The sequence below is a fragment of the Nocardioides mesophilus genome (assembly GCF_014395785.1).
GTDB classification, from domain to species: domain Bacteria; phylum Actinomycetota; class Actinomycetes; order Propionibacteriales; family Nocardioidaceae; genus Nocardioides_B; species Nocardioides_B mesophilus.
Map to the genome: position 1 here is coordinate 4084976 of NZ_CP060713.1, position 13289 is coordinate 4098264.

Annotated in this window: 7 protein-coding genes and 3 rRNA genes; 8 read left to right on the forward strand and 2 right to left on the reverse strand. The window is 65.3% G+C overall.

Annotated elements, in window-relative coordinates; all coding sequences use genetic code 11:
* Nucleotides 1-156: 156 nt before the first annotated feature.
* The 8 genes from H9L09_RS19500 to H9L09_RS19535 all read left to right on the forward strand — a co-directional run bounded on the left by H9L09_RS19500 (nucleotide 157) and on the right by H9L09_RS19535 (nucleotide 12034).
* Entirely contained in the window at nucleotides 157-1722 is a 1566-nt protein-coding gene (locus tag H9L09_RS19500) for an OFA family MFS transporter (protein WP_187578449.1), read from the forward strand.
* A gap of 80 nt (nucleotides 1723-1802) precedes the next feature.
* Nucleotides 1803-3146, forward strand: coding sequence for a serine hydrolase domain-containing protein (locus tag H9L09_RS19505; RefSeq protein WP_187578450.1), 1344 nt, complete (start codon nucleotides 1803-1805; stop codon nucleotides 3144-3146).
* Nucleotides 3147-3244: 98 nt separating this feature from the next.
* Nucleotides 3245-4522 (forward strand): tyrosine--tRNA ligase, encoded by a 1278-nt coding sequence (gene tyrS / locus H9L09_RS19510; protein ID WP_187578451.1) that lies wholly within the window; start codon nucleotides 3245-3247, stop codon nucleotides 4520-4522.
* 649 nt (nucleotides 4523-5171) lie between these two features.
* A 16S ribosomal RNA gene (locus tag H9L09_RS19515) occupies nucleotides 5172-6689 on the forward strand.
* A gap of 370 nt (nucleotides 6690-7059) precedes the next feature.
* Nucleotides 7060-10164: ribosomal RNA gene (locus H9L09_RS19520) — 23S ribosomal RNA — on the forward strand.
* 144 nt (nucleotides 10165-10308) lie between these two features.
* Nucleotides 10309-10426 (forward strand): 5S ribosomal RNA (gene rrf, locus H9L09_RS19525).
* Together the 16S, 23S and 5S rRNA genes form the textbook arrangement of a ribosomal RNA operon.
* Nucleotides 10427-10603: 177 nt before the next feature.
* Nucleotides 10604-11521: a tetratricopeptide repeat protein gene (locus tag H9L09_RS19530; protein WP_187578452.1), complete on the forward strand. Its 918-nt coding sequence runs from the start codon at nucleotides 10604-10606 to the stop codon at nucleotides 11519-11521.
* Between the two features lie 123 nt (nucleotides 11522-11644).
* Entirely contained in the window at nucleotides 11645-12034 is a 390-nt protein-coding gene (locus tag H9L09_RS19535) for a single-stranded DNA-binding protein (RefSeq protein WP_187578453.1), read from the forward strand.
* A 6-nt stretch (nucleotides 12035-12040) separates the two neighbouring features.
* Here the strand turns inward: H9L09_RS19535 and H9L09_RS22880 are convergent, their stop codons facing one another.
* Both H9L09_RS22880 and H9L09_RS19545 read right to left on the reverse strand, forming a co-directional pair.
* On the reverse strand, nucleotides 12041-12535 hold the full coding sequence (locus tag H9L09_RS22880) for a DUF1015 domain-containing protein (protein WP_187578454.1): 495 nt from the start codon (nucleotides 12533-12535) through the stop codon (nucleotides 12041-12043).
* Nucleotides 12469-13275, reverse strand: a complete 807-nt coding sequence (locus tag H9L09_RS19545) for a DUF1015 family protein (protein WP_187578455.1) — start codon at nucleotides 13273-13275, stop codon at nucleotides 12469-12471. The genes H9L09_RS22880 and H9L09_RS19545 overlap by 67 nt, the downstream gene beginning before the upstream one ends.
* Nucleotides 13276-13289 lie beyond the last annotated feature (14 nt).

Genomic DNA, 13289 nt, shown 5'->3' on the forward strand with positions numbered 1-13289 from the left:
CGGAGGGAGCCGTTCGCGGCGAAACCTGTCGTCGCGCAGATCGGACCGGTCGTCGTGCCAGAGGTGCCGCTGGGCGAACGTGGCATGACAGCGGTTTCAGTTTCAACCAACCTGGGCACCGCATCCCCCGACACTCATCGCTCCCAGGAGGCTGGCATGGCCCTCGGCCTGCTCGATCGCTCACGCACCATTGCCCCACCCGGCTACAACCGCTGGCTGATCCCGCCGGCAGCGCTCGCGATCCACCTGTGCATCGGCCAGGTCTACGCCACCAGCGTCTACAAGAGCTCGCTGGTGACCCACTTCGACTCCAGCCTCACCGCGATCGGCGTCGTCTTCTCGATCGCGATCGTGATGCTCGGCCTCTCGGCCGCCGTGCTCGGCACCTGGGTCGACACCGGAGGTCCGCGGCGCGCGATGGTCGCCGCGGCCGCCGCCTGGTCCATCGGCTTCCTCGTCGGCGCGGCCGGCATCGCCACCGGGCAGCTGTGGCTGCTCTACCTGGGATACGGCGTCATCGGCGGCATCGGCCTGGGCATCGGCTACATCTCGCCGGTCTCCACGTTGATCAAGTGGTTCCCGGACCGGCCGGGTCTGGCCACCGGTCTGGCGATCATGGGCTTCGGCGGCGGCGCCCTGGTCGCCTCCCCGATCTCCAGCCGGCTGCTGGCGCTCTACGACCCGGACTTCGACGCCACCACGACCGGTTCGGTGGCCAGCGGCTCGGCAGTGGCCAGCCTGTTCGTCACCCTGGGCCTGGTCTACCTCGTGGTCATGCTGTTCGGCGCCTGGCTGATCAAGGTCCCGGCCGACGACTGGCGCCCCGAGGGCTTCGAGCCGTCGGCGGTGCGCAGCAAGAGTCTGGTCACCACGGCCAGCGTCTCCGCGGCCAACGCGATCAAGACCCCGCAGTTCTGGCTGCTGTGGACCGTGCTGTTCTGCAACGTCACCGCGGGTATCGGGATCCTCGAGCAGGCCTCGCCGATGATCCAGGACTTCTTCCGCACCGGGGAGACCTCGTCGGTGGCCCCGGCCGCTGCGGCCGGCTTCGTCGGGCTGCTCTCGATCTGCAACATGGCCGGCCGGTTCATCTGGTCCTCGACGTCCGACGTGATCGGCCGCAAGCCGATGTACATGGGCTACCTGGGCATCGGGATCGTGGTCTACGTGCTGCTGGCGCTGATCGGCAGCAGCTCGACCGTGCTGTTCGTGCTGTTCGCCGGCATCATCATCTCCTTCTACGGCGGCGGCTTCTCGACGGCTCCCGCCTACCTGCGCGACCTGTTCGGCACCTACCAGGTCGGCGCCATCCACGGCCGGCTGCTCACCGCCTGGTCGGCCGCCGGCATCGCCGGACCGCTCATCATCAACGGGTTCCTCGACGCCGAGGGCACCCCCGGCCAGCTGACCGCCGCGAACTACCGGCCGGCGCTGCTGACCATGGTGGCGCTGCTGATCGTCGGCTTCGTCGCGAACCTGCTGGTCCGGCCGGTCCCGGAGCGCTTCCATGAGAAGGGCCTGGAGAAGGCGGCCGCGTCGATCGACCGCGAGGACGAGCTGGCCGCGGCCGGCGCGGGCGGCGGCACCGCTACCCGCACCCGGACCGCGACCGCGACCAGCACCCGCCCGGTGCTGCTGGTGGTCTCGTGGGCCGTGGTCGGCATCCCGCTGGTCTACGGCATCTGGCAGACCCTGGTGAAGACCGCGAGCCTGTTCAACTGACCCGTGCGAGACCCGGGGTGGGGGAGCGTTCCCCCACCCCGGGCCGCGGTGCCGGCACCGGCCGACCTAGGGTCGCGTCCATGGCCGACCTCACCGAGTCCACGATCCGCTCCCTGCACCGGCTCGCGGTGCAGAAGCAGGCGAAGGGCCGCGTGCCCGGCCTGTACGCCGGCGTCGTCCGCGGCGGGGGTCTGCTCTGGGGAGAGGGCATCGGCGCCGCGGACCTGTCGCGGCCCGACGTACCGCCGGCTGCCGACGACCAGTTCCTGGTCGCGTCCAACAGCAAGACCTTCACCGCAGTGCTGGTGATGCAGCTGCGTGACGAGGGCCGCCTCGACCTCGACGACACCCTCGACCGGCACATCCCGGAGGTCGCCCACCCCGGCGTGACCATCCGGCAGGCGCTCGCCCACGTCACGGGCATGCAGCGGGAGCCGGTCGGAGACGTCTGGGAGACGCTGGAGAACCCGGACCGCGAGCAGCTGGTCGCCGGCTTCAACGAGGCTGAGCGTGTGCACCGCCCGCACCACCTGTGGCACTACTCGAACCTGGTCTTCTCGATGCTCGGCGAGCTCGTCGCCCGCGCCGACGGCCGCGACTGGTACGACTCCCTGAAGGCCCGGATCCTCGACCCGCTGGAGATGCGGCGGACCACCGTGGGGCCCTCCGGCCCGGCGGTGTCGGGCTACTACGTGCCGCCGCACACCGACGTCCCGGTGCCCGAGCCGGTGCTCGACCTGAAGGCGCTCGCCGCCTGCGGCGGACTGGCCAGCACCGCCGACGACATGGCCCGCTGGTCCGCATTCGTGGCGAGTCCGGTCGAGGAGGTGCTCGCGCCGGCGACGCTGGAGGAGATGTGCGAGCCCCAGATCATGATGGATCGGCAGCGCTGGAGCGCCGCCTTCGGGCTCGGCTTCATGCTGATCCGCTCCGGTGACCGCACGTACGTCGGCCACACCGGCGGCATGCCCGGCCACATCACCGGGCTGTTCACCGACCGCACGGCCGGCACCGGCGGACTGGTGCTGATGAACTCCACCAGCAGCCCGGACCCGGCCGCCTTCGCCATCGAGCTGGCCGACCACGTCACCGAGCACGACCCCGTCGCCCCGGAGGTGTGGCGACCCGGCACGTCGGTGCCGGAGGAGCTCACCGGGGTGGTCGGAGTCTGGTACTCCGAGGGCTCGCCCTTCGTCTTCAGCGTCCGGGAGGGACGCCTCGAGGCGCGCGCCCAGGGGCTGCCCGAGCACAAGCCGTCCTCCCGCTTCGAGAAGGTCGCCGACGACGTCTACCGCACCACCCACGGCCGGGAGGCCGGGGAGCTGCTGCGCCTGACCCGCGACGAACACGGCACCGTGACGAAGATGAACTGGGCGACGTACCTCGTGACCCGGGAGCCGCTGGCGTTCGGCGAGTGGCTCTGACCCGGCTCCGGCGCGGGCCCGCCCCCGGCAATCCGGTTGCGCGCCGACAGGTCCGGTAAGGCAGGCTGGAAGCCAGACCGAACGACGAAAGGCCCGGCGTGAGCACCGACCCCCATCTGTTCGACGATCTCGAGTGGCGCGGACTCGTCGCCCACTCGACGGACCCCGACGCCCTGCGCGAGGCGCTGAAGGCCGGCCCGGTCCGTTTCTACGTCGGGTTCGATCCCACGGCGCCGAGCCTGCACATGGGCAACCTCCTGCAGATCCTCACCGCCCGTCGCCTGCAGCAGGGAGGGCACGTCCCCTACGCACTGGTCGGCGGTGCGACCGGCATGATCGGGGACCCGCGCGAGTCGGGGGAGCGGACGCTGAACTCCCTGGACGTGGTGAAGGACTGGGTCGAGCGGGTGCGCGGCCAGATCGAGCCGTTCCTCTCCTTCGAGGGAGAGAACGCCGCGACGATGGTCAACAACTACGACTGGACCGCGAGCATGTCGGTCATCGACTTCCTGCGCGACATCGGCAAGCACTTCCCGGTCAACCGGATGCTCGCGCGCGACGTCGTCAGCCGCCGACTCGAGGCGGGCATCAGCTACACCGAGTTCAGCTACATCCTCCTGCAGTCGATGGACTACCTGACCCTGCACCGCGACCACGGCGTCACGCTGCAGTTCGGCGGCAGCGACCAGTGGGGCAACCTCACCGGGGGCGTCGAACTGGTCCGCCGCTCCGACGGCGTCCGGGTGCACGCCTTCGCCACCCCGCTGGTGACCCGCGCGGACGGCACGAAGTACGGCAAGACCGAAGGGGGAGCGCTGTGGCTGGACCCGCAGATGCTCTCCCCCTACGCCTTCCACCAGTTCTGGCTCAACGTCGAGGACGAGAAGGTCGGCGAGCTGCTCCGGCTCTTCACCTTCCTCGGACACGAGGAGATCGAGGAGCTGGAGCGGCAGACCGCCGAGACGCCGTACCTCCGAGCCGGGCAGAAGGCCCTCGCCGACGAGGTGACCACGCTGGTCCACGGGGCCGACGAGACCGCACAGGCCAAGGCCGCCGCCGCGGCGCTCTTCGGGACCGGGGAGCTGGCCGGGCTCGACGTCGCCACCCTGGGCGCCGCCCTGCGTGAAGCCGGCGCGGTGCAGGTCCCCGCCACCGAGGAGCTGCCCACCGTGGTCGAGCTCCTGGTCAGCAGCGGGCTCTGCGCCAGCAAGGGCGAGGCACGGCGCACGGTGGGGGAGGGCGGCGCCTACGTGAACAACCAGCGGGTCACCGACCCCGAGCACCGCGCGGCCGGCACCGACCTGATCGGCGGCACGTGGCTCGTGCTGCGCCGCGGCAAGAAGAAGCTCGCGGGCATCGAGCTCCGCCGACCCTGAAGGACGTCGACTGACACCGGCGGCGGCCCGGACATGCGGGCGAACCGGGACGTAGCGGGGCGTGTGAGCGGGGCCACCGTGCCCGGATTTGCGCGCAGCCAAACGGGTGGTTAATGTTCTGTCTGTCGCCGGGTGCGGCGGGATGCAAGGCCCTGGTGGGGTCGGGTGTTCGGCCCTGGTTTGATAACTTCCTTCTTCTGCTGGTCCTTTGGGGCTGGGTTCGTGTGTGCCCTGTTGTGGGTGTGTGTGGGTCTGGTTGTGGGGGTCTGGTGGTGGGTGGGGGTTGCTGGTCTGGGTTCGACTGGGGTTGGTTTTGACTCTGGTGGGTGTGGTCCGGTAAGTTTGGTCAGGTTGCCCCTGGGTCTGGTTGTGAGGCTGGGCGGGGTGCGCGTTTGATTCTTGAGAACTCAACAGTGTGCTAAAAGTCGACGAATTAATTTGTAACGCCAGTCGGCAGGTTGCGGGGATGGTTCCTGGTCTTTGGCTGGGGGTTGTTTCCGGTATCTGTTGGTTGTTTTGATTCCTTTGGTAGGACGCCTCGTTTCCACTTGGTTGTGGGGGTGGGGTTGTTTTGCCGGGATTCTTTCTGTGAGTCGATGATGCTCGCCTTTCTGGCCTTTGGGTTGGTGGGTGGGGTTGTCAAGAGTATTCAACGGAGAGTTTGATCCTGGCTCAGGACGAACGCTGGCGGCGTGCTTAACACATGCAAGTCGAGCGGTAAGGCCCTTCGGGGTACACGAGCGGCGAACGGGTGAGTAACACGTGAGCAATCTGCCCTTCACACGGGGATAACTTCGGGAAACCGAAGCTAATACCCGATATGACCACTTCAGGCATCTGATGGTGGTGGAAAGTTCCGGCGGTGAAGGATGAGCTCGCGGCCTATCAGCTTGTTGGTGGGGTAATGGCCCACCAAGGCAACGACGGGTAGCCGGCCTGAGAGGGTGACCGGCCACACTGGGACTGAGACACGGCCCAGACTCCTACGGGAGGCAGCAGTGGGGAATATTGGACAATGGGCGAAAGCCTGATCCAGCAACGCCGCGTGAGGGATGACGGCCTTCGGGTTGTAAACCTCTTTCAGCAGGGACGAAGCGCAAGTGACGGTACCTGCAGAAGAAGCACCGGCCAACTACGTGCCAGCAGCCGCGGTAATACGTAGGGTGCGAGCGTTGTCCGGAATTATTGGGCGTAAAGGGCTCGTAGGCGGTTTGTCGCGTCGGGAGTGAAAACTCAGGGCTTAACCCTGAGCCTGCTTCCGATACGGGCAGACTAGAGGTATGCAGGGGAGAACGGAATTCCTGGTGTAGCGGTGAAATGCGCAGATATCAGGAGGAACACCGGTGGCGAAGGCGGTTCTCTGGGCATTACCTGACGCTGAGGAGCGAAAGTGTGGGGAGCGAACAGGATTAGATACCCTGGTAGTCCACACCGTAAACGTTGGGCGCTAGGTGTGGGACTCATTCCACGAGTTCCGTGCCGCAGCTAACGCATTAAGCGCCCCGCCTGGGGAGTACGGCCGCAAGGCTAAAACTCAAAGGAATTGACGGGGGCCCGCACAAGCGGCGGAGCATGCGGATTAATTCGATGCAACGCGAAGAACCTTACCTGGGTTTGACATATGCCGGTAAGCCGTAGAGATACGGCCCCTTTTAGTCGGTATACAGGTGGTGCATGGCTGTCGTCAGCTCGTGTCGTGAGATGTTGGGTTAAGTCCCGCAACGAGCGCAACCCTCGTCTTATGTTGCCAGCACGTAATGGTGGGGACTCATAAGAGACTGCCGGGGTCAACTCGGAGGAAGGTGGGGATGACGTCAAGTCATCATGCCCCTTATGTCCAGGGCTTCACGCATGCTACAATGGCCGGTACAAAGGGCTGCGATACCGCAAGGTGGAGCGAATCCCAAAAAGCCGGTCTCAGTTCGGATTGGGGTCTGCAACTCGACCCCATGAAGTCGGAGTCGCTAGTAATCGCAGATCAGCAACGCTGCGGTGAATACGTTCCCGGGCCTTGTACACACCGCCCGTCACGTCACGAAAGTCGGCAACACCCGAAGCCGGTGGCCCAACCCCTTGTGGGAGGGAGCCGTCGAAGGTGGGGCTGGCGATTGGGACGAAGTCGTAACAAGGTAGCCGTACCGGAAGGTGCGGCTGGATCACCTCCTTTCTAAGGAGCATGTGGCAGGCCACGCCTCTTCGGGGGTGTGGGATCACTGTCTGGCTGTCTGTGTTCATGGGCGAATGTTCCGTGCGCAGGCGATGCTTTCTAGTGGAACGTCGACTATTTGGTCTGTTCGGGGTTATGTCTCGTGAGTACTGTCGGTTCGCCGGCGTGGAAATCCGAGGTGGCGTCCTGGGTGGGTCTAGCACACTGTTGGGTCCTGAGGGATCGAGCGATCGATCATCTCTTGTGGGCCATCGTTCTGTGAACTGCCTCGTGTTCGGCCGGATTCGGCTGGTGGGGGTGGGCGCAGGTTCTGCGGTGGGACTGCCCGTAATTTGAGAACTACACAGTGGACGCGAGCATCTTTGTAGCAAGACAAGCTACTAAGGGCACATGGTGGATGCCTTGGCACCAAGAGCCGATGAAGGACGTAGGAGCCTGCGATAAGCCCCGGGAAGTTGGCAACCGAGCTGTGATCCGGGGATTTCCGAATGGGGAAACCCAGCTGGAGTCATGTCCAGTTACCCGCATCTGAACACATAGGGTGCGTGGAGGGAACGTGGGGAAGTGAAACATCTCAGTACCCACAGGAAGAGAAAACAAAAGTGATTCCGAGAGTAGTGGCGAGCGAAATCGGAAGAGGCCAAACCTATTGCGTGTGATAGCCGGCAGGCGTTGCGCAGTGGGGGTTGTGGGGCCGTTTGGCTGGGTCTGCCGTCCCAGCGCAGAGTAAGAAACCATCGTTGAAGTTGAAGTGGACTGGAAAGTCCCGGCGTAGAGGGTGATACCCCCGTACACGTAAGACGATGGCTCTGTAACGTCACCCCAAGTAACACGGAACCCCTGAAATTCCGTGTGAATCTGGCGGGACCACCCGTTAAGCCTAAATACTCCTTGGTGACCGATAGCGGACAAGTACCGTGAGGGAAAGGTGAAAAGTACCCCTGGCGGGGAGTGAAATAGTACCTGAAACCATGTGCCTACAATCCGTCGGAGCGAGATTTCGATCTTGTGACGGCGTGCCTTTTGAAGAATGAGCCTGCGAGTTTGCGTTGTGTGGCGAGGTTAACCCGTGTGGGGAAGCCGTAGCGAAAGCGAGTCCGAATAGGGCGTTTGAGTCGCACGACCAAGACCCGAAGCGGAGTGATCTATCCATGGGCAGGTTGAAGCGCGGGTAAGACCGCGTGGAGGACCGAACCCACCAGGGTTGAAAACCTGGGGGATGACCTGTGGATAGGGGTGAAAGGCCAATCAAACTCCGTGATAGCTGGTTCTCCCCGAAATGCATTTAGGTGCAGCGTCGCGTGTTTCTTACCGGAGGTAGAGCACTGGATGGTCTAGGGGGCCCACAAGCTTACCGAAATCAACCAAACTCCGAATGCCGGTAAGTGAGAGCGCGGCAGTGAGACTGCGGGGGATAAGCTCCGTAGTCGAGAGGGAAACAGCCCAGACCATCAGCTAAGGTCCCTAAGCGATAACTAAGTGGAAAAGGATGTGGAGTCGCACAGACAACCAGGAGGTTGGCTTAGAAGCAGCCACCCTTGAAAGAGTGCGTAATAGCTCACTGGTCAAGTGATTCCGCGCCGACAATGTAGCGGGGCTCAAGTTATCCACCGAAGCTATGGCATTCATGCGTGAGCCCGGCCTCCTTTGGGGGTCCAGGTGCGTGGATGGGTAGGGGAGCGTCGTATGGCGAGTGAAGCGGCGGAGTGATCCAGTCGTGGACGCCATACGAGTGAGAATGCAGGCATGAGTAGCGAATGAGGAGCGAGAAACTCCTCCGCCGAATGATCAAGGGTTCCAGGGTCAAGCTAATCTGCCCTGGGTAAGTCGGGACCTAAGGCGAGGCCGACAGGCGTAGTCGATGGACAACGGGTTGATATTCCCGTACCGGCAAAACAGCGCCCATGACGAACCCAGTGATGCTAAGTGCCCGAAACCTTCTAGATCCCTTCGGGGACGTGGAGGCGGAGCGCATGACCCGAACTGGTAGTAGTCAAGCGATGGGGTGACGCAGGAAGGTAGTCCAACCGTGGCGATGGTTGCCCACGGCTAAGGATGTAGGGCGAGACGTAGGCAAATCCGCGTCTCTTGTGCCTGAGATCTGATGGGGAGCCCTTAAGGGCGAAGTGGATGATCCTATGCTGTCGAGAAAAACCTCTAGCGAGCTGTGCGCCGCCCGTACCCCAAACCGACTCAGGTGATCAGGTAGAGAATACCAAGGCGATCGAGTGAACCATGGTTAAGGAACTCGGCAAAATGCCCCCGTAACTTCGGGAGAAGGGGGGCCGGATCCGTGACTCACCTTGCGTGAGGAAGCGGTGATGGCCGCAGAGACCAGGCCCAAGCGACTGTTTACTAAAAACACAGGTCCGTGCGAAGTCGTAAGACGATGTATACGGACTGACTCCTGCCCGGTGCTGGAAGGTTAAGGGGACGTGTTAGTTCTTCGGAGCGAAGCGCAGAACTTAAGCCCCAGTAAACGGCGGTGGTAACTATAACCATCCTAAGGTAGCGAAATTCCTTGTCGGGTAAGTTCCGACCTGCACGAATGGAGTAACGACTTGGGCGCTGTCTCAACCGTGGACTCGGCGAAATTGCACTACGAGTAAAGATGCTCGTTACGCGCGGCAGGACGGAAAGACCCCGGGACCTTTACTACAATTTGGTATTGGTGTTTGGTTCGGCTTGTGTAGGATAGGTGGGAGGCTGTGAAACTCGGACGCCAGTTCGGGTGGAGCCAACGTTGAAATACCACTCTGGTCGTACTAGATATCTAACCTAGGTCCGTTATCCGGATCAGGGACAGTGCCTGATGGGTAGTTTAACTGGGGCGGTTGCCTCCTAAAATGTAACGGAGGCGCCCAAAGGTTCCCTCAGCCTGGTTGGCAATCAGGTTTCGAGTGTAAGTGCACAAGGGAGCTTGACTGTGAGACAGACATGTCGAGCAGGGACGAAAGTCGGGACTAGTGATCCGGCGCTGGCATGTGGAAGCGGCGTCGCTCAACGGATAAAAGGTACCCCGGGGATAACAGGCTGATCTTCCCCAAGAGTCCATATCGACGGGATGGTTTGGCACCTCGATGTCGGCTCGTCGCATCCTGGGGCTGGAGTAGGTCCCAAGGGTTGGGCTGTTCGCCCATTAAAGCGGCACGCGAGCTGGGTTTAGAACGTCGTGAGACAGTTCGGTCCCTATCCGCCGCGCGCGCAGGAAACTTGAGAAAGGCTGTCCCTAGTACGAGAGGACCGGGATGGACGAACCTCTGGTGTGCCAGTTGTTCCGCCAGGAGCACGGCTGGTTTGCTACGTTCGGAAGTGATAACCGCTGAAAGCATCTAAGCGGGAAGCACGTTTCAAGATGAGGTTTCCCACCGGGTTAACCGGGTAAGGCCCCCAGCAGACTACTGGGTTGATAGGCCGGAGGTGTACAGCAGTAATGCCTAGCCGACCGGTACTAATAGGCCGAGGGCTTGTCCCTCAAAGATGTTGCGCGTCCACTGTGTGGTTCCCGAGTTACGGTCGGGAAACCCCCCATGCACCACCCACAGCCCCCCACTTTTCGTGGGGCAGCTGGTGGGAGGCTGTCAGGGTGAGGGGTTTCGACCAGATAACTCCATAGAGTTTCGGCGGCCATAGCGAAATGGGAAACACCCGGATCCATTCCGAACCCGGAAGTTAAGCCTTTCAGCGCCGATGGTACTGCAACCGGGAGGTTGTGGGAGAGTAGGACGTCGCCGGACAACACTTTGCCGAAGAGGCCACCCCCAGGGGTGGCCTCTTCCGCATTTCCGGACCTGGGCGCCGCCGGCCGGCGGGCGTTGCCCCCGGTGGAGCGCCCCGAGGTCCGAGGCGGAAGAATGCGGCACGCACCGAAGCACCAGGCAGCTCAGCAGCTCAACTCCAGAAGGGAACCCATCGTGGTCGAAGCACGTGGACAAGGACCCCGCCGTGGCGGTGACCGCCCGCGCAGTGGCGACCGGGCCCGTGGCACCGACAAGCCGCGTGGGGGCGCGACCTCGGCGGCCGGCGGCCGGCGTGACTCGAGCCGGGGCGAGAGCCGCGGGGAGAGCCGGGACCGCCGCCCGGGTCAGGACCGCACCGGGAACCGGCGCGCAGGCGACCGCGAGGAGCGCACCCAGCGGGTCGACCAGGAGACCTACGACGGTCCGCCGCTGAACGAGGAGATCACCGGCCGCGAGCTGGGTCGCGATGTGCTGCAGCAGCTGAAGGGTCTTCCGGAGAAGCTGGCCACCCGGGTCGCCCGGCACCTCGTGGCCGCCGCCGAGTTGATCGACGACGACCCGCAGACGGCGTACCGGCACACCCTGGCGGCGCGAGCCCGTGCCTCACGGATCGCCGTGGTCCGCGAAGCGTGCGGGGAAGCCGCGTACCACGCCGGGGAGTACGCCGAGGCGCTCTCGGAGCTGCGCGCGGCGAAGCGCATGAACGGCAACACCGACTACCTGGCGGTGATGGCGGACTGCGAGCGCGCCCTCGGCCGACCCGAGAAGGCGCTGGCACTGGCGCAGAGCCCGGCCGTGCCCAAGCTCGAGGACAGCCTCAAGGCCGAGATGACCATCGTCGAGGCCGGAGCTCGCCGTGATCTCGGCGAGCTCGACAGCGCGCTGCGCACCTTGGAGAACGCTCCGTTGCGCTCGCAGTCCCGGGCCGACTGGGTGGTGCGGCTGCGCTACGCCTACGCCGACACCCTCGCGGCCGCCGGCCGGACCGCGGAGGCGATCGAGTGGTTCCACCGCACCGTCGGTGCCGACGGCAACGAGATCACCGACGCGGCGGAGCGCGCCGCGGAGCTCGAGCGCCAGACCTCGGCCTGAGCGCAGCGTCGCGGGCCGGATTTCGAGGCGCTTCGTCCACAGGGCCGCTCTGTCCCTGGCGCTGAGCGGCCGGGCGGCAGGTGCCGGCACCGGCCGCGATGCTGGTGGCTGGAGGTGGTGACCATGGCGCAGGTCGTGGACGAGGCCGTGGACGGGGCGGCGGCCGAGACGGAGAGCGGCGACGGGCCGGTCAACGAGGTGGTGCTGGTCGGCCGGTTGACGGTCGTGCCCGAGGAGCGGGTGCTGCCCAGCGGCGACCGGATCGTCGGCTTCCGGCTGTCGGTGCCGCGGAGGGCGACCCCGATGGGCAAGGGCTCGCGCCAGACCCGCGACTGGGTCGACTGCGTGACCGCGTCCGCGCGTTGCCGACGGTCCGCGCTGCGCTGGAGCGTGGGGGACGAGGTGCAGGTGCGCGGCGTCCTGCGTCGGCGGTTCGTCCGCGGCGCGGGTGCGGCCGGCACCCGGCTCGAGGTCGAGGTGCTGCAGGCCCGGCGCCAGGGAGCAGCCCGTTGACCCGGCTCAGGCGTCGCGAAGGTCTCGCATCACGACTCCCATGCGCGGCTTGGGGGAGAACGAGGTCGACTTGCGGGGCATCCGCAGACCGCGGGCCGCCGCGTCCATCACCTGCGCCAGCGTCGGCGGCCGCACCGCGACGACCAGACCGGGCTGCCGGCTGGTGGCGTTCAGCGCCTGGTCGAGACTGTGGTGGTAGCCGACCTGCTGGTCGGCCACGTGCCAGGCCGGCAGCAGCGACTCGTGCAGGACGGTCGCGTCCACCTCGTGGGTGCGCTTGGTGCGCAGCACGGCCCAGGCCTGACCGTCGCTGACGGCGAACGCGGCCATGTCGTCGTCGGGGTCGGTCCAACAGCTGAGCGCGCGTTCGCGGTCGGTGAGCACCTCGAAGGAGTCTCCCCGCTGCTCGCTCAGCTCACTGAGGTCCGACAACGTCACCGCGGCCACCGAGCGGTGGATCGGCCCGATCCGCAGGGCCTGGTCGTTCTGGTCGACCAGCATGGCCAGCCCGAAGTCCCACGGCGACTCCTCGGGGGCGTCTGTTCACCGCGCAGGTGGTGCTGCAGGGCCAGGTAGGCCGCGTACCGGTGGTGCCCGTCGGCGATGAGGGCCTGCGAGCCGGCGATCTCCGCGGCGACCTCGCCGTGGAAGGCCGGGTCGGTGACGGCCCACAGCCGGTGGGCGCTGCCGTCCAGGGCCACGAAGTCCGCGACCGGTTCGCCTGCGACCGCGCCGTCGACCAAGGTGCGCAGCTCGGCGCTGCCCTCGTGGACGAGCAGGATCGGCTCGAGGTTGGTGCGGGTGGTGCGCATCAGGACGGTGCGGTCGTCGACCGGCTCCGGCATCACGTCCTCGTGCGGAAGGATCACCCGCTCCTCCTCCTCGCGGAGCGCGACCGCACCGATCAGGCCGCGGACGGTCATCTGCTCGGCGGTGTACTCATAGACGTAGAGGGCCGGCTCGTCGTCGGCACGGAGGTAGGACTGGTCCCGCCAGGCCTCGAGCCGCTCCCGGACGGCCACGTAGGGACGCTCGTACCTGCGTGAGAGGATCAGCCGCACGATGTTGTGCCGGTTCGCCTGCTCGAGCGACCGCACCGTGTCGGCGTCCAGGACGTCGTAGGGCGGCGAGATCACGCTCGAGAGGCTGCCCACGGTCTCGGCGGCGAACCGCAGCCCGCGGAACGGCGCGAGCCGCAGCGGACGCCGTCCGGCGGGGTCGGGTGGGGAGACGCTGGCCATCGCTGCATCGTACG